The 20,763-nt window shown below is 69.9% G+C and carries 11 protein-coding genes; 10 read left to right on the top strand and 1 reads right to left on the bottom strand.

The genetic code is table 11. The features are described from left to right. Positions 1 to 288 precede the first annotated feature (288 nt). The 4 genes from MED01_RS09270 to MED01_RS09255 all read left to right on the top strand — a co-directional run bounded on the left by MED01_RS09270 (position 289) and on the right by MED01_RS09255 (position 5,045). The gene (locus tag MED01_RS09270; protein ID WP_238668099.1) at positions 289 to 1,080 is read left to right on the top strand and encodes an SCO2525 family SAM-dependent methyltransferase; all 792 of its coding nucleotides are present in this window, start codon (positions 289 to 291) and stop codon (positions 1,078 to 1,080) included. 231 nt (positions 1,081 to 1,311) lie between these two features. Continuing rightward, complete coding sequence (locus MED01_RS09265; protein ID WP_238668098.1) at positions 1,312 to 3,153, top strand: SCO2524 family protein; 1,842 nt, start codon at positions 1,312 to 1,314, stop codon at positions 3,151 to 3,153. Beyond that, positions 3,154 to 4,083, top strand: coding sequence for an SCO2523 family variant P-loop protein (locus MED01_RS09260; RefSeq protein WP_203120842.1), 930 nt, complete (start codon positions 3,154 to 3,156; stop codon positions 4,081 to 4,083). It abuts the gene before it with no gap. After that, complete coding sequence (locus MED01_RS09255; RefSeq protein WP_274525405.1) at positions 4,068 to 5,045, top strand: SCO2522 family protein; 978 nt, start codon at positions 4,068 to 4,070, stop codon at positions 5,043 to 5,045. Before MED01_RS09260 ends, MED01_RS09255 begins: the two co-directional genes overlap by 16 nt. Positions 5,046 to 5,051: 6 nt before the next feature. Here the strand turns inward: MED01_RS09255 and MED01_RS09250 are convergent, their stop codons facing one another. Then, positions 5,052 to 6,008 carry an SCO2521 family protein gene (locus tag MED01_RS09250; RefSeq protein WP_238668096.1) on the bottom strand — a complete coding sequence of 319 codons (957 nt, stop codon included), beginning with the start codon at positions 6,006 to 6,008 and terminating at the stop codon, positions 5,052 to 5,054. A 298-nt stretch (positions 6,009 to 6,306) separates the two neighbouring features. On the opposite strand from MED01_RS09250, the gene MED01_RS09245 reads away from it, so the two are divergent. The 6 genes from MED01_RS09245 to MED01_RS09220 all read left to right on the top strand — a co-directional run bounded on the left by MED01_RS09245 (position 6,307) and on the right by MED01_RS09220 (position 20,699). Then, positions 6,307 to 10,518 (top strand): HEAT repeat domain-containing protein, encoded by a 4,212-nt coding sequence (locus MED01_RS09245; RefSeq protein ID WP_238668095.1) that lies wholly within the window; start codon positions 6,307 to 6,309, stop codon positions 10,516 to 10,518. A 66-nt stretch (positions 10,519 to 10,584) separates the two neighbouring features. After that, a complete protein-coding gene (locus MED01_RS09240; RefSeq protein WP_238668094.1) occupies positions 10,585 to 12,384 on the top strand; it encodes a RyR domain-containing protein in 1,800 nt (599 codons plus the stop codon). Continuing rightward, positions 12,374 to 12,886: a hypothetical protein gene (locus MED01_RS09235; protein WP_238668093.1), complete on the top strand. Its 513-nt coding sequence runs from the start codon at positions 12,374 to 12,376 to the stop codon at positions 12,884 to 12,886. Before MED01_RS09240 ends, MED01_RS09235 begins: the two co-directional genes overlap by 11 nt. 217 nt (positions 12,887 to 13,103) lie before the next feature. Beyond that, on the top strand, positions 13,104 to 13,463 hold the full coding sequence (locus tag MED01_RS09230; protein WP_238668092.1) for a hypothetical protein: 360 nt from the start codon (positions 13,104 to 13,106) through the stop codon (positions 13,461 to 13,463). 211 nt (positions 13,464 to 13,674) lie between these two features. Further along, positions 13,675 to 17,118 carry a P-loop NTPase family protein gene (locus MED01_RS09225; protein ID WP_238668091.1) on the top strand — a complete coding sequence of 1,148 codons (3,444 nt, stop codon included), beginning with the start codon at positions 13,675 to 13,677 and terminating at the stop codon, positions 17,116 to 17,118. Positions 17,119 to 17,189: 71 nt separating this feature from the next. Continuing rightward, positions 17,190 to 20,699 (top strand): tetratricopeptide repeat protein, encoded by a 3,510-nt coding sequence (locus tag MED01_RS09220; RefSeq protein WP_238668090.1) that lies wholly within the window; start codon positions 17,190 to 17,192, stop codon positions 20,697 to 20,699. Positions 20,700 to 20,763 lie beyond the last annotated feature (64 nt).

The raw sequence follows: 20,763 nt of genomic DNA, 5'->3' as shown, positions 1-20,763 counted from the left end.
CGCCCTGGTCAGGGTGAGCGGGATGATCGGGGCGATGCTCATGACGGAGAACCCACCGTCCGAGGGGCCCGGCGCGGCCAGGACCGGGGTGAGCGTGGACTGGGCCGGTCATCGGATGCGAACTGGTCGGGTTGTCGGCATCCGGCCGGCGTCCTGTCGTTGTCATTCCCGGCGCGTGGTGAAGTTCCTGCACTTGTGAGCGAACACCACCGTCGATACATAATGGGCAGTGCACTGAGCGCCGCTTCAGCGACCAATGTGATCCGCCGACCCGATGGAGGCCCGTCCATGGCGTTGACCCCGGCGACTGGGGGCGGTTGCGGCGAGTCGACGCCACGCTCGCCGATTCAGTCGCCGAGGCCCGTCAATTCCGACGTCGAGTGGGACAGCTTCGACCCGCAGGCATATGTCCGGCACAACTACGCGGATCTGCGGTCCGACGATCGGGAGATCCTCTGCCGCATCCGAGACTTCTTCGCCGAGGCGAAGCTCTCCGACGCGCGGTGCGTCGACGTGGGGTCGGGAGCGAACCTGTACCCGGCGCTGTCGCTTCTGCCGTTCGCAAAGGCCGTCGACCTGTGTGAATGGTCGACGGCGAACGTCAACTGGCTGCGCACGCAGGTCGACAGCTACGACGAGCTCTGGGACCCGTACTGGCAGGTGTGCGTGGAGCACCCCGCGTACGCCGCACTGGCGGACCCGCGCCGGCGCCTGGCGCAGGTGGGCCGGGTGGTGAGGGCCAGCGTCTTCACCCTTCCGAGGCACACCTGGAGCGCCGGCACGATGTTCTTCGTGGCCTGCTCCATCTCGGCCGACCGGGCCGAGGCCGAGCACGCGATCGGTCGGTTTCTGGACGCGCTGCGGCCCGGGTCGCCCTTCGCCGTGACGGTCATGCTCGGGTCCCTCGGCTACAGCGTCGGTCGGCGGATGTTCCCGGCTGTGGCACTGCAGCGCGCCGACGTGGTGGCCACTATCGCGGCGGGCGCGTACGACCTGGACGTCCACGAGGTGCGGCCCAAGCCGCCGCTGCGCGACGGGTATTTGAGCATGCTGCTGGCCACCGGCCGTACCCGCGGATAGCGCCGATGCGTGCCTGCGGGATGCGTCGACGCCATGCCTGTCGACGCAGCGTGGGGGCGTGGCATTGCATAGCGCGCCCGATTGGCCGGAGTGCCGACACGCGGCCATCGAAGCCTTTCAGGTGGCACTCGACTGGCCCGCTACGATGATGCTGAACGGCATAGTGGACCATCGTGGGCACGGCAATACCAGAGGTTTCGAGTCGACGACTACAACAGACGGCGGTGGGTCATGCGGATGCAGCCGCGCCAGGAGATCCTCGACATCTGGCGGGCTACGGTTCGCAGTTGCTGGGCGAACGGTGAATGGCACTGGGGTAGCCGAAGTGGTAGCAACTCGATCAGCGACGCCGAGCAACTGCTGACCCTGTTGCTCCCTGCGGCCAAGGTCCCCGTGTTGTCACTGGACGACCCGGACCGCGCCGACGAAGAGGTGATCGAGGCGCTCAGCCCGATCGGCGGCGCGATCGAGATTCCCCGCCGCCTGGTCAGCGTGATGATCGACTATTTCCGGCGGTACACCGACGACGCCGGTGCGCCGATCTTCGGCGGGGGCAGTTACCTCACCCCGCTGGAGGGCGGTCCGGAGCTCACCGACGAGCAGCGTTCCCTGGACATCGTCGACTCGTTCGCGGTGTCGGTCACACTCACACTGGCGACGATCGGTTTCGTCAAGGTCTACCGAGGCTCCACCCAGCGGCGCGACCTGTTGGCGCAACTGGACGAACTGGACGCGATGGCGGGCGCGCGCCTCACGGCGGCGATGGTCGGCCTGCTCCGCAGCTTCAGCACCTTCGTCTTCACCTCCACCGACGAGTACGGCATTCGTCTGTGCGACATGGTCAACCAGGACGAGCTGCCGCGCCGTGAGTTGGTGGCGGCGCTGCGCGAGCAGTTGCGGGACACGATGGCGAGCCTGCGTAGCGTGATCATCGGGTCGGGTCGGGTGACCGAGGACCTGGACAACAGCGAGATGCTGTTCGAGTGCGGCTGGTCGTGGGGGATCATCTCCGGTGCCGAGGAGGTCCCGACCACCGAGCCGATCGGCGCGCAACGTGAGGGCTCGGCGGAGAACGCCCCCTACCTGTACTTCACGGTTATCGCGATGGACGCCATCGAGGACCTGAACTCCGAACGCACCCGGCTGCTCGGGTTGCTCAACGAGGAGCAGCAGCGGCTGTCCCGGGCGCTGCAACTGCGCTGGGAGCTCACCCGGACGTACTGGGCGACGGTGGCGACCTTCGGCAACCGACGGCGGTGGCCCATCGAGGACATCCCCTGGCGGACGACCGACGGTGACCGGACCGACTACTACACCCTCCAGGCCACGTCGCTGGCGGTGAAGGGCCTGATCGCCGTCGGGCGCGGCGGTGACGAGGAGCTCGGGCGGATCGCCTCGGTGCTGGTGGAGCTGGCGCAGCGGGCGCGGATCACCCGGCGGGCGTCGCCCGGCGAGCCGGCGCTGTTCGTGCACGCGCCAGGCAAGCGGGTGACGCTGAACGACGACACGTCAAAGCCGATCATGACGTGGAACGTCAACGAGTTCTCCACGGTGCTGTTACAGCGGGCGACCACCGTCGCCGGTCTGCTGAGCAACGCCCGACGGCGCAGTGAACTGCTCGAGCTGGCCGACGAGGTGTGGGACCACCTGCTGCTGCGGCGCATCCCGGACGGCCGGCACCAGGGGCTGTGGGACCACGCCGGTGGTGCCTTTCCCGGCCTGGCGCCGAAGCCTGACGCACCCTCCTGGTATCTGACCGAGCGGGTGGTGCAGGCCCTGGTCACCTCCGGTCAACTGCTGTGGGAGCGGCCGTTCCCACGAGCCGGCCGGCTGGCCGACTACGCGCAGGATCTCATCGACGAGGCCGAATACCTGTTCGACCGGGAGTTGATGCGCGGCACCTTCGACGGTGAGGCGATGCAGCGCAGCATGCGCAGCATCAGAGCCAGCCTGGGCCGGGCGCAGCTGCTGGTCGACGAGCGTCCCGGCACGGCGGCCGCTCTGGTGAACACTCTCCTGTTGCTGCTCAACGACGTCGCCACCGGGCAGCAGAAGGCCAGCGAGGGGATCTGAATGCTGGTCTTCGTCACGTCGCACAAGGGCGGCACCGGGCGGTCGGTGACCGCGGCGAACATCGCCTACCGCAGCGCGTTGTCCGGTCGCCCCACCTGCTACCTGGATTACGACTTCGGCTCGCCGACCGCCGGCATCACGTTCCAGATTCCGCAGGCCGTCAATGGCGTGGAGGGCGCCGGGCCCAACGGTGGTGGCCTGCACCGATATTTGCGCGGGGAGATCCCGTCTCCGGAGCAGTTGGACGTGTGGGGCACCTCCGAACGTGCCAGCCTGCGGCAGAGGCCCATCGGGTCCGGTCCGCTGGTGCTCCTGCCGGGGCAACGCAACGGCAGCGAGTTCGGTTTCACAAACGACATCGCCAAGCGCTGCGCCGAACTCTTCCTCAGGCTGGAGGAGGAGTTCGACCTGACCCTTGTGGACCTCAGTGCCGGCCGGTCGTACGCCAGTCAGATCGCGCTGGCCGCCACCGCGACCTCGACCCTGCGCAAGGTCGCCGTGCGCTGGCTGGTCTTCCACCGGTGGACTCCCCAGCACGTCACCGCAGCGGCGGACCTGGCCTTCGAGGCGGGTGGGATCGTGGCCATGGGCAAGGAGTACGGCCACGAGCCGGACCGGCTACGGGAGTCGCTGCGCTTCATCCGTACGGCGGTGATCGACTCACGTGGCCCGGAGGTCGGCCACCTCGGCCTCGCCCAGCAGGCCTTCCTGCGCAAGTGCGACGCGGAGCTGTCGGAGCTGGCTCGACGACGCGGTGTCGGGCGGACGACGCTGCTCGGCGTGGTGCCGCTGGATCCTCTGCTGCAGTGGCGGGAGCAGCTGATCTCCGATCACGACGTGCAATCCAAAATTGCCAACGTCAAGACGGTGGACGCCTTCGTTGACCTGACCGAGAAGCTTTTCGACGAGACGGCATGGGACACCGCGTGATCGGCATGGATGTCAGGTTCCAGGAGGCAGCTGCGGTGCGTCGTACAGAGAGCGTGGCGTACTCGCATCTGTCGGTGGAGCTGGGGCACTTCTACGCGGAGGACTTCGGCGACGGGTGTGAGGAGCTGAGGCGCAAGTTCGAGCGGATCGCGGACTGGTCGGCCGCTATCCCGGCTCTGGCCCGACGAGGGCTGCCTGCACACCGGGAGCCGCGGATCAGCACCTGCTTCATGTTGGACGACTACTTCCACCGCTTCGGCACCCCCCGCGAGGTGATCCCGCAGGTGCAGAGCGCCGCGGCGGAGCACGGACTGGTCTTGGACTACGTGGCCCGGGAGTCCAGCTTCGCCCGGCACGACGGTGCCGAGCTGGCCCGGTTGGTGGTCGACACACTGGTGGTGGAACCCCCTCGGCACACCACCGGGAGTCGTCCACCGTTGAGCGAGTCGGGCTGGCTGTCCAACGGTAAGCGGTCACCCGGGCACGTCGACGCGCCGGCCATGACCCTGCCACGTCCGTGGTCTCCGCCGTTGCAGTCCGGCGATCCCCGGCACTCCATCTTCGTCGACATCGAGCTGTGGTCCGACGAGCCGGACGCCCGGGTATGGGCCTGCGCCCTGCTCGCCTCGGTCTGGCAGATGACCCGACTCGGCGTGCTACGGCATCGGGGCGAGACGATGACGCAGCCGTGCCGGCTCGCCGGCGAGCTGCCGACGGACTGGGACGAACTCCCGGCGATCGTGCAGCTGAACCCGGCGGCCGCGCCGTTCTGCGCGTATCGCACGCTGACTCTGATGGGCACCCAGTACCTGCCGGTGGAGCTGGCCGTACGGACCATCCTCGGCCAGGTGGCGGTGCCGCCGGCGGTCGCGCAGCAGGTCGCCAAGCGGGCCGGCGGCGAGGGCCTGCACCTGCCCAGCGAGCTGGTCGACCGGCTGAGCTACGTGTTCATCAGCGACTGAGCGTGCTCAGCGCCCGCACGGCTCGTCGATGGTCACCCGGCCGGCCAGGTCGCGCAGCAGGGCCATGTTGCTCACGCTGATCTGATCCCGGATCCAGTTGACCGACGAGTTCCACTGACGGCTGAACCCGGGTACCTGCTCCAACTGGTCCCAGATCGGCCGCAGCCGGGGGTGCACCCGCGCGCCGGGCAGCCACAGGTGCAGCAGGTGCTCCAGCACCGGCCGCAGCCGCTCGACGTGCTCCTGCCCGGAGGCCGATCGGGTGACAGCGGACTCCACCAGCGAGGACAGCACTGTCAGCAGCCAGTCGTGCAACGCGAGATCTTCGCAGAGCCCGGCCATGGCGGCCGGCACGTCCTGCGGGTCGAGCACGAGTTCGACCGTACGCAGGGTGGGCGAGTCCACGGTGACCACTGCCGAGACCCCCCGGTTCGGGCGCTTGTCGGTCTGCGCGGTCCAGCGCAGCCGTGTGCGGGCGGTGCGCAGTGGTGGGCGCCTGTCCAGCAGGTCGGACATCTGCACACCGTCGAGCACCCGGCCGGTGATCGCCTCCAGGTTCAGCACGTCGGCGTCGTTGCCGTGCAGGAAGCCCGCACTCAGGTCGGCGACGTCCAGCTTGCCGACCGTCTCCAGGACGCCGGGGTTGGCCAGATAGTGCGACCACGGCTGGCGGCGCTCGCCGGCGACGACGTGGATGACCGAGGATGCCTGCACGATCCGGCCGCCGGTGATGATGGCCCGGGTGACGACGGCTCCCACCCCACGTAACTGGCGCTTTCTGGCGCTCGGGAGCCAGCAGTCGACACCGGTGCGGACATCGGGTGACACCGCGTACAGCGATGGACGCCGGGAGGTCAGCACGGCCTCGCCCTCGATCAGGCTGAGCACTTCGGCGCTCTGCTCCTGGGCCAGCGCCGTGCGGTGCTGCAGAAGGCTGGTGTGCACCTCACCGACAGTGAGCATGGCTTCCTCCGCAACGCTGCCACCGACCACCGCGCTCGTCGCGCGGTATGCGGCTCATGCTGATTGACGTACACCCCTCGCGACCGGCACTGACACGCATCCGCGTCGGACAACCGAAACTCCACGAGTACGAGATTCGACCGCCCGGATGCGTATCTGTTGATGGCCATCATAGGCCCGGGGTGGACGGGAATCCCATGTACGGCGGGCGTTCGGAGTGTTCGCGGTCGGACGGACGTGACAGCGACTGATATTTTCAATGGTGCGGTCGCCAGCCACCCCCTGGAGTTTGCCGTTCATGAAGGTCTACATTTCGGCCACACAAAAGGACCTGCTGGAATACCGCGCTGCCGTGCACGCAGTGGCTCGCCGCCTGGAGATCGACGACGTGGCCATGGAGGCGTACGGCGCCGACATCCGGCCGCCGCTGGAACGCTGCCTCGCCGACGTGCGCCGGTGCGACCTCTACGTGGGGCTGTTCGCCTGGCGGTACGGGTTCCGGCCGCCCGGCCAGGAGTCCTCCATCACCGAGTTGGAATACCGGGAGGCGCTCGCGGCGGGAAAGCCCTGTCTGGTCTTCCTGCTCGCCGAGGACACGCCCTGGCCGGTCGACATGATCGACCGGGATGCCGACTGGCAGCAGATCGTCGCATTACGCCGCGAGCTCAAGGAACGCCACCTCTGCGCCTTCTTCTCCGGCGTGGACGACCTCACCGCCAAGGTGACCGCCGCGCTGGCCGACGTGCGCAGTGGCAGGTCCCCGGCCCGCGAGCCCGCCGACCCGGACACCCACCTGCCGGCGGCCGTCCGCAACCAGTACTACAAGCAGTTGTCGCTGAGATACCAGGCCGTCTCGGTGGACGCGGTCTCACCGCGTCCCACCATCGGCTATCTCACCGTCGGGCTGCCCAAGGTGTTCGTGGAGCCCCGCGTCCACGAGGACGCGCGACCGGAGATGCCGCTGGCGTGGTGGCGTTGGGCCGGGTCCACGCCGGGTGACGACGTCGGCGGGCTGCCCGGGGTGGTCAACCCGGAGGAGGTGGAGCGGCTCTGGGAGGAGTACGCGGCCAAGGACGAGCTGTCGTTGTTCGACGTGGTGTCCGACCCGGGCCGGCGCACGATGGTGCTGCTCGGCGACCCCGGCTCGGGCAAGTCCGCGGCCGCGCGGTACCTGGCGCTGACGCTGGCCGAGGTCTGCGTCGAGCCTCGACTGAGTGCGCTGGACCGGTACCTGCCCGTCCTGATCGAGCTGCGCTCCTACGCCACCCATCACGGGGACGGCCGGTGCGACGGCCTGCTCGACTACGTCGGCCACCGCCACCAGCAGGGGCTGGCCGGTGTCGACCAGGAGGTGCTGGAGGCGTACCTGCGCCAGGGCGGCCAGGCGCTGTTCCTGTTCGACGGCCTGGACGAGGTGTTCGACCCGGCGCAGCGGGAAGAGGTGGCCGCGCAGATCGCCACGTTCGCCAACGAGTACCCGGGGGTGTTGACAGTGGTCACCTCGCGGGCGGCCGGCTATCAACGGCACACCTTTGCCAACGCAGGCTTCGACCACTTCACACTGGAGGATCTCGACGACGAGCAGATCGCGAGATTTCTCGGCAACTGGTACCGCTACGTGATGCCCACGCCGGCTGCGGAGGCAGAGCGGCAGCGGCGGCAGATCCTCGACGTGGTGGGCAGTTCCCGGGCGATGCGCGAGATCGCCGGCAACCCCCTGCTGCTGATGCTCATGGCGATCGTCGGCCGGGGTCACCCGCTGCCCCGCAACCGACGCCGGCTGTACGCGCACGTGACCGACGTACTGATCTCCGAGTGGGATGTGACCAAGCAACTGCGCGAAAGCCACGGCGACGTGCCGTCGCTGGACCTGCAGGCGAAGCGCCGGCTGCTGCGTCACCTGGCGTACTGGATGCAGTTCCGCGAGTCCGGCCCCGCCGGCAACTACATTGAATCCGACGAATTGGCGCGCATCTTCCGGGACCACCTCGTCGCGTTCTACGGTTTTGAGAATGAGCGGGCGCTCGCCATGGCCTACTCGATGATCGACAAATTGCGGCAGCGAAGCTTCATCCTGGAACGTTACGGACTGCGACTGTTCGGGTTTGTGCACCGCGCGTTCCTGGAATTCTTCTGTGCCGAAGAGATCGTGGACAGGTGCGAGCACGACCCGACCTGGGGCATCGATCGTCTGCGTTCGCTGTTTCGCGATCACTGGGCCGATCCGTCGTGGCGGGAGGTGCTCCGACTGGTCGCCAGCGCCCTGCCCGCCCAGACCGCCAACGAGCTGGTCACCCTGCTCGCCACCGAGGCCACCCAACAGTGGCCGCCGCTGAACCTGACCGGGCCGCCGTGGAACCTGGTGCTGGCGGCGCAGTGCGTGGCCGAGGCGCCGCAGCCCGCCGAACTGGCCGGCGCGGGCGACGCCGTGCTGCGCCAGGTCGTGCGTCTCATCGAGCATGGCATCTCCGCCGACGACCCGAACCTGGTGGATCTCACCGAGCAGGAGCTGCTGTCCTCGATCCGGGCGCTCGGCCCGAGTTGGCCCGGCCGGGAGATCTTCCTGCACTGGTACCGCCGCCGTGGGGTCCGGACCAGTTGGCGATCCGGCTCTGCCTTCGCCACCCGGATCGCTGCGGTGCTGTCCACCGCCGAGGAGCAGATGGAGGACCTGCTCGTGCGGGAGCTGGGGCAGGGCCGTGAGCGGCAGGCCCACCTCACCCTGGTCGCCGGGCTGGCCGAGGCAGCCGGCCGGCTGGAGGCCACCGGTTGCAGCAGTCGCCAATGCCGGGACATCCTGCTCGCCCAGGCGCACGCCGAGGTCTCCACAGCGGTGCGGCAGGCCGCCGTACGCGCACTGGTCGCCCACTTCGGCACCGACCTCGACCTCGTGGACGTGCTGCGCGACCTCGCCAGCTCCCCCGACCTCGCGGTGCGGGCGTTGGCCGTGCAGTCCCTCGGCACCCGGTCCGAACTCTCCGACGACGTCCGTCAGGTGTTGGCCAGGGCCACCGGAGACACCGCCGTCGCGGTGCGGCGAGCCGCCGCCGGAGTGCTCACCGCGCGTTGCGCCGACCTGCCGGACGCACCCGAGACGATGCAGCGACTGCTGGCCACCGACGCCGACCCCGGTGTGGTGCAGTGCGCGCTGAAGGGTCTGCTGGTCCTGCCGGAGTACGCCGAGACCGCACGAACCACGGCGTTGCGGCGGGTCACCGGCGATTCCCCGGACGAGGTCCGACGCTGCATTCTGACCGAGCTGCTGCGCGAGCGACCCAGCCCGGAAAGCATCGAGCTGTTGCTGAAGCTGGCCTGCTCGGACACGTCCGCGCGGGTCCGCGCGGTCGCCGTGCAGCGGTTGGCGCTCGTACCCGACCCGGAGGGGCGCTGCCGGGCCCGGCTGATCGATCAGATCGAGCAGGACGAGGACTCCTCCGTGCGAGCCGCCGCGGTCACCGCTCTGATCGACCGGGACCGCGCCGACGACATCAGCTGGACAGTGGTGGCCCGCTCGGCTCACGTCGACGAGGACGCGACGGTACGCCTCGCCGCGGTGCGCGCGCTGGCCGAGGCCTACCCCGACCACCGCACCGGGGAACTGCTGCTGGAGAGCGCTCGACGCGATCCGACAGCGAGCGTCCGGCTCGCCGCCGTCGACCTGCTCACCGGGCGACCGCTGTTCGGCCACGCGACCCGCGATCTGCTCATCAGCCGCGCCTCCCAGGAGCGGGACCCGATCGTCCGGCTGCGGGTCACCCGTAGCCTGGCCCGTCTCGCCGACCCACCGGACCTTGAGGTGCGGGAGTGCCTTGCCGAGCAGGTCAGTCGGGACCCCGACCCGAACGTGCTGTGCGCCGCCGCCCAGGCGCTCGCCCGCCACGGCGACGCCCCGGGCCTGATGGAGACACTGTGCCGGCGGGCACGCCGAGACAGCTACGTCGGCATCCGGTTGGCCGCCGTACAGACCCTCTGCGCGTACGGGAGTCCGGAACTGGTGACCGACGTGCTGCTGGAATGCGTCGAGTCCGACACCGACCCGACCGTGTTCGATGCGGCAGTGCGTTGTCTGACCAAGCAGGGCTCGGCGTCCATGGCGGTGACGCTGCGGCTCATGCGCCGCCTGTCGGACCAGGACCCGGCGATCCGCGCCCGCATCGCCGCCGCGCTCGGCGAGCACTTCGGCGCCGACCCGGAGGTTCAGGTGCTGCTGGTCGGGCTGGTCCGCGACGATCCGGCCCTGGAGGTTCGCCGCCGGGCCGTGGAGCAGCTGGGCGCAAGCCTGGCCGGCCGCACGGGAGTACGGGACCTGCTGCTGCGGCTGGCTGACGACGACGACTGGGAGATCCGCCGGACCGCGCTGCTCGCGTTGACCCGTCGCTACGACACTGACACCCGGACCCGGGAGGTGCTCGTGCGGCTCGCGCATCAGGAGGATGACGGCGCGGTGCGGCGGCTGGCCGGGCAACTACTGGCCACGCTGCCCGACACCCGACCCGACGACTTTCCGTGATCGATCCGGAGCCGTCGGTGCGCGTCGAGCCACGATCCGATCGACCTCGTCAAATACCATGAGCTCATGACGGATCCGGTCGCCGGCTCGTCCCGCCCGGCCGGCTGGAGTCTGCGAGTCCTTTTCGGAGTGATCGGGCTGGCCGCTCTCGTCCTCGGCTATGTCGGCTTCGAGCGCCTGCTCCAGGCCCGGCCGGACGTCGCCTACGATTCGTACGACGTGCTCTACTACGACCTGCAACTCTTCGTCTTCGGCGCCGAACCCTTCCAGAACGCCGGCCCGTACCCGTGGCAACTGCAGGTGGCCCGGTTCGCCGCCCCGCTGTTCACGCTCCTCGCCGTGGCCGAGGCCAGCCGGCTGCTGCTGGCCGCCGAGAGTCGCCGCCTGCGCGCCCGGCGGGCCCGTGGTCACGTCCTGGTCTGCGGCGACTCCCAGTTCGCCCACATGCTCGCCGACCGGCTCTTCGCCGACGGTGAACGTGTGGTGGTGGTGCGTTCCGAACCGTTCGGGCCGCTGGAGTACCGGTGGCGCCGGTACCTCGGCGTGGTCGGCGACCCGACCAGCCCCGAGGTGTTGCGCGGCGCCGGCCTGTCCCGAGCCCACACCATCTACGCCTGCAGCGAGGACGACGACCGAAACCACGCGATCGCCAACACCGCCAACCGGCTCATCCAGGACCGACGGCAACCACCGCGGGTCTACATCCTGGTCCACGACTCGGAGATGTGTCTGTCCCTGCAGGCCCGACGACTCGGTGCCGCCGGGTCGAGCCGGCTGCGGCTGGACTACTTCCACGTCGACGACGTCGCCGCACGCGCCCTGCACCGGCACCACCCGCTGCCCAGCGGGGGAGACCAACCGACCAGGATCCTCATCGCGGGCAGCGGCGCCTTCCGCCGGGCACTCCTGGTGGAGACCGCCCGGCACTGGCGCGCATCCCGAGCCGACACCCCCGGGGGCCACGCCGTGCCGCCCCTGCGGGTGGACGTCGTGGCACCGGATGCCGGCACCGAGATCGCTCTAGCGTCGTCGCGTTACCCGTTCCTGGCCAGCGTCTGCCAGCTGACCGCGTACGACCTGGACCTCGACGGTGTCGTCGGTCTGGGCCGCGACCGCTACGACCGCATCTACGTCTGCGCACCGGACGAGATCAGCGGCCTGCAGTTCGTGCTGGACACGCCCGCCCTGTGGCAGGGCGCCGAGAGTGCCGTGTTCGTGCCGGTCTACCGGCAGGCGGCGCTCGCCGCGGCCTTTCACGGCGACTCCCGTCACGACCTGCTCGACGAGGTGCACGGCAAGCTCCGCCTCTATCCGGTGCTCACCCACGCCTGCGACGCCCGACTGATCGGCGAGGACCTCACCGAGCGGCTGGCCCGGCTGATTCACGAGCGGTACCTCCAGGCCCAGCAGCGCGCCGGGGTACGACTCGGCGGCGCCCCGGCGATGGTGGACTGGTCACTGCTACCCGAGTCGTTGCGGCGGGCCAACCGGGCCCACGTGCAGGACATCGCCGCCAAGCTGCTGGATCTCGGTTGCGTCGTGGCGCCCCGGCACGGTGGCACCGGTGACGCCTCGGCCGCCAGGCAGGCCATCGACGACCGGATCGAGGAACTCGCCCGACTGGAGCACGACCGGTGGTGCCGGGAACGGCGCGGGGACGGCTGGACGTACGGCGACCCGCGTGATGACGTCCAGCGGCGGCATCCCGCCCTGCGGCCGTGGGAGGAGCTGCCGTCCGACGTGCAGGAGCAGAATCGCGAGGAGATCCGAGCACTGCCCGACGTGCTGTCCGACAGCGGGTTCGAGCTGATCCGGCTGACACCCCCGGTGCCCGCGCAGCGGAGAGGCCCGAGGGATGCCGCCTGACCTCGGCCCGGTGCGCGTCGGCGTGACCGGGCACATCAACCTGACCCGCGACACCGAGCTGCTCGTCGCCGACGCTCTGCGCGTCGAGTTGGGCCGGATCAGCGACCGGCCCGTGCACGGCGTGACCTGCCTGGCGTCCGGCGCGGACCAGGTCTTCGCGCGCACGATCCTCGATCTGGGTGGCACCTACGAGGTGATCCTGCCGGCCCGCGACTACCGGGTCGCGGTGATCAGGCCGGAGAATCGGCTGGCCTTCGACGAGCTGCTCGACCAGGCGACAGCGGTCGTCCACACCGGTTACGACCGTTCGGACACCGCGGCCTACGTGGTTGCCAACCGGGAGCTGGTCCGACGGGTGCAGCGACTCGTGGCGGTGTGGGACGGCAAACCTGGCCGTCACCCCGCGTCGACGGACCGGACCATCGACTGGGCACGGCACCACGGCGTCCCGACCACGATCCTCTGGCCCGTCGGTGCCCGCCGAACGTCCGTAGAGGGCTGACGGGCCGGGCCTGCTGCCGGTGGCGAAGCACCGGCGAGAACACCTGATGGCGTAGTCGGTCGGCTGATTTCCTCGGTCGGCGTGGGCCCTCGGCTGGTGGCGTGGTCGTGTGCGGTGAAGCGGCAGGTGCCGTGGGTGCAAAAGGGCGGCCGGTACAGGCCGAAGGACGGACCGTTAAGTCCTCCCGATGTGCGGGGGCTGCCGTGATGATGAAGGGATGAACACACGGCGGATCGTGCTGGCGCTGACCTGTTTCGCGGTAGCCGGCCTGGGCGCAGCCTTCCTCCTGCTCCGGGGAGACAAGGCGAGTCAGGTGGCCACTGTGGTGTCGGCGCTCGTGGCGGTGGCGGCGCTCGGCGTCGCCGTCTGGGCGGCTCTGCCCAGGCAGCGTCCACGTGGGCTGCGGGTGGCGGATACCGGTGACGCACGGGCCGGAGCCGGAGGTACCGCCGTTTCCGGTCTCACCGCTCCGGGCGCCGCAACGGGAGATGACCGGGGAACGGTCGAGGTGGAACGCACCGGCCCGGCCGATGCAACCGACGGCGGAGATGCCACCAGCGGTATCCGACTGACCTGACCGGTGCCCGACTGAGACGTCGTGTTCGGCCCATGGTGGCTGAGCGCGGAGCGCTGGGATGGTCCGGCCAGGAAGGACGCACCTACGTGGGACTAACGGAGCCCTGGTGACGGCGCGCGGATGGCGACAACCGCTGGCCGCCGTCACCAGCAGTGGGCAGGCGCACGCCGCGACTGGCGGGGTGGCGGTCAGCGGCGTCGTACGCGGTGACGTGGCAGTGCACGCGGCACCTGCTGCCCGCAGCGGGTACCGGCAGCAGGTTCTGCGCATTGCGCCCCCCGAACTAGTCGGTCGCCAGGCCGAACTGGACGAGCTGGCGGCGTTCTGCACCGCACCGGACCGGGGGCCCTACGTGTGGTGGCAGGCGCCCGCCTGGGCCGGGAAGACCGCGCTGATGTCCTGGTTCGCGCTCAACCCCCCGCAGTCAGCGAAGATCCTGCCCTTCTTCATCACCGCGCGCTTCGCCGGGCAGAGCGACCGTGCGGCCTTCACGGAGGTCGTCGCCGAACAGCTCGCCGCATCGCTGGGGCAGCCGGTACCGGCCCACCTCACCGAAGCCACCCGTGAAGGCCATCTGCTCACCATGCTGGAGGACGCGGCTCACCAATGTCAGCGGCGGGGCGAGCGTCTGGTGCTGCTGGTCGACGGTCTGGACGAGGACCGCGGCGTGACCACCGGACCGGACGCCTACAGTATCGCCGCACTTCTGCCCGCCCGACCGCCTGCCGGGCTGCGGGTGATAGTGGCCGGCAGACCCCATCCACCAATACCTGCGGACGTACCGGCACACCACCCCCTGCGCGACCCCGACATCGTTCGCCCCCTGGACGGATCCCCGCACGCTGCGGCGGTCCGGGCCGACATGGAACGGGAATTGGTGCGGCTGCTGCGCGGCACGGCGGAGGAACGGGACCTGCTGGGTCTGGTGGCCGCGGCAGGGGGCGGCTTGAGCAGGTCTGATCTGGCCGAACTGACCGGCATCAATGCCTGGGAGGTTGCCCAGCACCTGCGAGCGGTCACCGGCCGGACGTTTGCCACCCGCACCGCCCGTAGGCAGCGAACGGCCGGGCCCGGAGAGGACGCCTGCGAGGTATACGTCCTGGCCCACGAGGAACTCCAGAAGACGGCACTCACGATGATCGGCCTGGACAGGTTGTCCAGGTACCGCGAGCGGCTGCACACCTGGGCGGAGATCTACCGCGATCAGGGCTGGCCGTTGGCCACCCCGGAGTATCTGCTGCGTGGCTATGCCCGGATGCTACGCGCGACCGCTGACCTGCCCCGTGCCGTCGCCTGCGCCACCGATTCCGCCCGCCACGACCGAATGCGCGAGCTGACCGGAGGGGACGCCGCGGCGCTCAACGAGATCGACGCCGCGGAAGCCCTGATGCTGGCATGCGAGGTGCCTGACCTGGTGTCGACGGCCCTGATCGCCGTCCATCGACGACGGCTTCTGGAACGCAACACCTATCCATGGAGTTTGCCGGTCGTGTGGGCCGCCGCCGGGCAGCCGGACCGCGCCGAGGCACTGGCCCGCGGAATGGACGACCCCGACGCGGTGGGTGCCGCGCTGGCGAAGATCGCCAAGGTGGCGGGTCTCGGGGGCGACCGGGCGCGAGCGGCCCAACTGGCCGACACCATCGAAGGTCTCGACGGTTCCGACTCGGCCTGCTGGCGGGCGCGCCGAATGGCCGCCGTGGCGGAGGCGGCGGGTGCCGCTGGCGATCACGACCGCGCCGCTGCTCTGGAACGCGCCATGGATGCCGTCCTAGCCGATGCCACCGACGGCGAAAAGGCCGATGTGTTGGCGGCGGGTGCACGGGCGGCCGCCGCGAGCGGAAATCGCAGGCGGGCCGGCGAACTCGCTGATGCCATCGAAGAGTGGGCCCGGCGCAATACCCATTCCTGGTGGCGAAGCGATGTCGAGTGGGCCGCTGATTCAAAGGAGCCGGAGCGTGTGACCATTGCGCTGCGACATCTGGGAGTCCTCGCCGGTACGGTGCGTTCCGCCGAACGGCGGGCCGAGATCGAGGCGAGACTGGCGGTGGCTGCCGCTGCTGGCATCGGCCAACACGGCGTGGCGCTGCGCGAGGCGGCCGCGGAGTTGAGCCGGTGGGCCGAACCTCCCCTGTGGTTGTTGGAGGTCATTGAGCCGCTCACCCAGGCAGTGGCCGCCTCGGGCGACGCGCCGCGCGCCGCACGGCTGGTGGACCTGCTCACGGAGGCGGCTGCGGTTCCTGCTCATCCATGCTGGCAGGACTCAGCGTCGAGCCGGTCCTTGGCCCGGGCGGCGGTAGAAGCGTTGACCACGTGCGCCGACCGGGAACGTGCGGCAGTGCTGTCCCAGTCGATGGAGACCGTGGCCCGCGCCCCGGTGGTTGAGGACAAGGGCATGCTGTTGGTAGCCGCGGCGGGAGCGGCGGCGTTGGCGGGCCAGGACGCACGCGCCGGGGCCCTGGCTGCTGCGATCACCGACCCGGAAGAACAATCCGAGGCGTTGGCCTTGCTGGCGACGGTATCGCTTGGCCGTGGGGATCATCATCGGGCAACTGCGCTCGTCACGGACGCCGAGCGCGTCTGCCGCGACAACGTCCGGCCCGTTCCCAGGGCCCGAGCGCTGGCCGCACTCGCCGGAGTGACAGACGCCGCTGGCAACGGGGAGAGAACCGGACGCCTGGCCGATGCCCTCGCCGCTCTCGCCGATGCCACCGCCTCGCCTTACTGGAAAGCAGAGGTGCAGGTGGAGCAGGTGGGTGTACTGGCGTTGATGGGTCAGACCGATCGGGCCGAGGCGCTCGCACGCACTGTCACCCCGCTGTGGATGAGGAAGTATGTCGGCGCCCGACTGGTACGGACGCTTGCCGTCCAGAGGGAGTTCGACAGGGCCGAAGCCTTCATCCTCGGCCTCGTGGACCATGAGGAACTGTCCGAGGCCAGCGCGGCGCTGACGCAGGCGGCGATCAGGCACGGCGCGCTCGACCGGGCCGCGCGGCTGCTTGACGTGTTCCCGGGTTCGCCGAGAGATCAGGCCCAGCTGCTGGCCTCCTTCGCCCGGTCGGCTGCCGTCGGCGGGGCCCGGCACCGCGCCTCCGTACTCGCCGTCTCTCTGCAGGACCTCGCCCGCCGCTGTGCGGGCACCGAGTACCGAGAATCAGTGGCGTGCTACGCGGTGGAAGCCCTGGCCTGGAGCCGCTGCTTCGACGCGGCAGAGGAGCTTGCTCGCGGCATCACCGATCCATACTGGCGAGCGGCGGCGATGGGGGCCCGGGTGAAGGCGGCGGCGAGGTCGGGTGAGCCGGGACTGGCGGCGGTCTGGGCCCACCGGGCCGAGACGTCGATGCCAACCGATCGGTGGGGACGGTCCATGTGGCTGCATCACCTGGCGGAGGCGGCGACCATGACGGGGGAGATGGGCGCGGCCCTGGACCTGGCTGAGCGTATCCCGCTTCCCGCCTGGCGCGCCGACACCCTGGCGAAGCTGGCGCAGCTCGTCGAGCCCGCCCAGGGACGGCGGCTCATGGCACGCGCGCTCGCCCTGGGCGATTGGAGTGACCTGCTTGAGGGCCTTCTTCACTTCGCCCCTGCGGCGCTCCCGGCGCTCACCGACACACTTCTCGGCTGGGAGGAGACGAGCGACGGCTACGCCGCAGGTTAGCGGGCTACCAAGGTACTGGGCGCTGGCTCGGCGGATGGAGCAACGCCGTGACGCATCACAAGGAGCGAGGCATGCTGCCCCGAGACGAGCAGTCCGCGGCGGGTGGACGAAGAGGCCAGGCGGGGCCCGTGAAAGTGTCCGGCACCGGCGGGGCGCAGGCGCAGACCGGGGCGGTGGCCAACAGCGGCATCGTCTACGGGGACGTACAGGTCGGTATGCAGCCGGTACCGCGTTCCGGGTACGGCGAGCAGATCAGGCGGATCGTCCCGGAGGTGCTGGTCGGCCGCGAGGCGGAACTCAGGGAACTGGCCGCGTTCTGCACCGCCGACGCAGGCGATCCCTACATCTGGTGGCGGGCCGGAGCGTGGGCGGGGAAGACCGCGCTGATGTCCTGGTTCGCTCTGCACCCACCCCCTGGAGTGCGGGTTGTCCCGTTCTTCGTCACGGCCCGGTTTGCCGCACAAAACGACAGGGTCGCCTTCACCGACGTCGTCCTGGAACAGCTTGGCGAACTGCTCCGCGAAGGTCCGGCCCCGTTCCTGACCGCCTCGACCCGCGAAACGCACCTCCTGCGGCTGCTGAACGACGCGGCGCACCGATGTCAGCGGCGGGGCGAGCGTCTGGTGCTGCTGGTCGACGGTCTGGACGAGGACCGCGGCGTGACCACCGGACCGGACGCCTACAGTATCGCCGCACTTCTGCCCGCTCGACCGCCTGCCGGGCTGCGGGTGATAGTGGCCGGCAGACCCCATCCACCAATACCTGCGGACGTACCGGCACACCATCCCCTGCGCGACCCCGACATCGTTCGCCCCCTGGACCGCTCTGCCTTCGCGCAGGTGATCCGGACGGAGGCACAGCGCGAACTGAAGCACCTCTTGGCGAGTTCGGGGCCTGAGCGTGAACTGCTCAGTCTGCTCACCGCCTCGGGCGGCGGCCTCGGCACCGCGGAGCTGGCCGAGCTCACGGACCTGAACCCTTACGAGGTGGAGGAGATACTGCGCAGCAGGGCCGGGCGCACCTTCCGCCCGCGGGAGAGCCACTCCCGGCCGGGCGAACTCCCTGTGGTCTTCGTCCTGGGACACGAGGAACTTCGCGAACACGCGGTCCGGATGCTCGGGCCGAAGATACTGAGCGTCTACCGGGATCGGATCCACACGTGGGCAGACGCATATGCTGCCGCGCGATGGGCGCCGGGAACCCCGGAATACCTCCTGCGTGGCTACTTCTCGCTGTTGCTCTCCACCGGGGATGTGTCCCGGATGGCCGTCCTTGCCGCCGATTCCGCTCGCCATGATCGGATGCGGGACCTGACTGGCGGCGACTCGGCGGCTCTGACCGAGATCCGCTCGGTCCAGCACACCCTGTCCGAGGCGAATACACCGGATCTCACGGCTCTGTTCCGATTGGCCGTACGGCGCGACGCGCTGCACGAACGCAACGAATGCGTCCCGGCCAGTCTGCCGGCGGTGTGGGTTGAGCTGGGGCAGCCTCGGCGGGCCGAGGCACTGGCCCGGAGCCTGTCTCAACCGCGCCAGCGCGCCGAGGCGCTCATTGCAGCGGCGCAGGCGCTGGCCGGTACTGGCGCACAGGAAGATGCCGAGGCTGTGCTCGCGGAAGCGGCCGAGAACGCACGTGCTGAACGCGACCCGCAGGATCGCGTTCGGGGCCTTGTCGACGTGGGACGGGCCTGGTGGCCGGTCGGACACCAGGGAGCTGAAGCCGCACTGCGGGAGGCGGAGGCCCAGGCGGCCGCCCTGGTCGTCCCCTCCGAACAGTCGGAGGCGCTGGTGACCGTGGCCGAGGGATGGCAGGAGACCGGCAACCTGGACCGAGCGGGGACGGCAGTGTGGGCGGCCATCGAGCTGGCCCGCAACGAGCTGTCGTTTGCCGAGGAATGGCGACGAGTCGACGTCCTCGCCCGCGCGGAACGGGTGCTCCACGCGCTGAAGGACACAGAGCACGCCCATCCGGGGTGGCCACAGACCCAGACCCGGACGTTGGTCGGGGACGGAGAGCTTCTCTCTGAGTCAGCCTTTCCTCTCCACGTCGCCTGGGTCCTGCGGGACCGCCCGGAGCAACGCGGACGAGTCGGCGACCTGCTCGCCAAAGCCGAAGCCGTCGCACGGTCGGCGGCGGCAGAGGAAGAGAGTGAGCCGGACTCCACCCTGCTGCGGATAGGGATTGTCCTGTCTGCCGCCGGTTTCACCGAGCGGGCCGAGGACATCGCCCGCGACATCAGAGAGAAGGACCAGCTACTCGCCTTCGTCAGTAAGGATCTAGCAAGACTCGGCAAGACAGCGCAAGCTGAAGCATTGGCCCGTTCCATCGGCGACGCCTACCACCGGGTGGCTGCTCTCGGCTCGGTGGCAAAGGCGCTGACCGTCGAAGGGCGACACCCCGAAGCGTTTTCCCTGGCCGTTGAGATTGAGGCGCTGGCGCACGACACGGTCGATCCGCTGCGCGATGCCTGGCAGCTGATCGACCTGGCAGACGCCCTGGCAAAGGCCGGACGGCGAGACCGGGCCCTTTCATTGCTCGGTCAGGCCGAAGTCCTCATTGGGGCACAGATTGCTAATCCTCACGCGGAACGAGCAGGGCACCGACTGGGCGGAGCACTGGTCAGCGCAGGGGCGCCGGGCCGAGCCGAGGCCGTGGCCCGCGGGCTGACCGATCCGCTGTGGCGCGTCCGGATTCTCACGGCAGTAGGGCAATCGGCGGCCACCGGCACCGACCGGTCACGCGCTCTTCCGGTCCTGCAGGAGGCGGCGGAGATAGCCGCCGCGCTCACCGACCCAACCCACCGCGCATACGAGCTCAACGACATCGCCGTCGCGCTGGCAACCGCTGGCGCGGGGAAGCAGGCCGAGTCGCTGGCACTGTCGATTGAGTTTCCGGGAGAGTACGGCAATCCAGCGCTCGACCGGGTGGGCAGGGAACTAGGCACCCAAGGGCAGCACACGCGTGGAACGTCCATCCTCGTCCAGTGCGAGACGGAGGCCCGGGGACTGAAGGACATCGGTCGCCGCGCCTGGCGACTGACGCTCGTCGCTGAGGGTTTCGCGGCCTGCGGGCACCCGGAACGGGCTGCCCTGCTGCTCGTCGAGGCCGAAGCCGAAGGCCGAAGGCTCTCCGACCCGACGGATCGCGTCGACTGCCTCATTGAGGTCGGCGAGGCCTTCATGGCCTGCGGGGACCGCTCTCGGGCGCGCCTCCTTCTCACCGAGGCTGCGGAGTCGGGCCGTGCCCTACCAAGCCGTCACAGTCGCAGTAGGGCACTCTTCCTGGCCGGAATGGCCTCGGTTTCCGCCGGTGCGCATCGGGAGGCCGAGGAACTGGTACCCGAGATCGACGGCCCCGCCCTCCAAGGGCGGGTGCTCACCGCACTGGCACAGGCGGTGCCTCCACAGTGGGCGCGTCGGCTGGTCGCGCAATGCCTGAGCTCCTCCCCGTGGCGACACGCGTTGGACGGCCTCGCCGCGACCAGCCCGTCAGCACTGGCAGCGGTAGCGGATGAGACATACGGAAGAGCAGAAGGCGACGCCGCGACACCAGAGGCGGGAAGGAAGGCTGGTGAGTAGCCGATCCATTTCGGCCACCGGCAGCGTCGGGGCCGCGGCGCTCGTTTGCGCCACCCACTCGCTA

It is taken from the genome of Micromonospora alfalfae (assembly GCF_022230925.1).
Taxonomy (GTDB): Bacteria; Actinomycetota; Actinomycetes; order Mycobacteriales; family Micromonosporaceae; genus Micromonospora; species Micromonospora alfalfae.
Note: the sequence above shows the minus strand (reverse complement) of the source record. Positions and strands in the feature narration are given on the sequence as shown.

Coding starts and splice junctions, on each gene's coding strand:
- MED01_RS09270 (WP_238668099.1), top strand. CDS start 289: ATGGCGTTGACCCCGGCGACTGGGGGCGGTTGCGGCGAGTCGACGCCA.
- MED01_RS09265 (WP_238668098.1), top strand. CDS start 1,312: ATGCGGATGCAGCCGCGCCAGGAGATCCTCGACATCTGGCGGGCTACG.
- MED01_RS09260 (WP_203120842.1), top strand. CDS start 3,154: ATGCTGGTCTTCGTCACGTCGCACAAGGGCGGCACCGGGCGGTCGGTG.
- MED01_RS09255 (WP_274525405.1), top strand. CDS start 4,068: ATGGGACACCGCGTGATCGGCATGGATGTCAGGTTCCAGGAGGCAGCT.
- MED01_RS09250 (WP_238668096.1), bottom strand. CDS start 6,008: ATGCTCACTGTCGGTGAGGTGCACACCAGCCTTCTGCAGCACCGCACG.
- MED01_RS09245 (WP_238668095.1), top strand. CDS start 6,307: ATGAAGGTCTACATTTCGGCCACACAAAAGGACCTGCTGGAATACCGC.
- MED01_RS09240 (WP_238668094.1), top strand. CDS start 10,585: ATGACGGATCCGGTCGCCGGCTCGTCCCGCCCGGCCGGCTGGAGTCTG.
- MED01_RS09235 (WP_238668093.1), top strand. CDS start 12,374: ATGCCGCCTGACCTCGGCCCGGTGCGCGTCGGCGTGACCGGGCACATC.
- MED01_RS09230 (WP_238668092.1), top strand. CDS start 13,104: ATGAACACACGGCGGATCGTGCTGGCGCTGACCTGTTTCGCGGTAGCC.
- MED01_RS09220 (WP_238668090.1), top strand. CDS start 17,190: ATGCTGCCCCGAGACGAGCAGTCCGCGGCGGGTGGACGAAGAGGCCAG.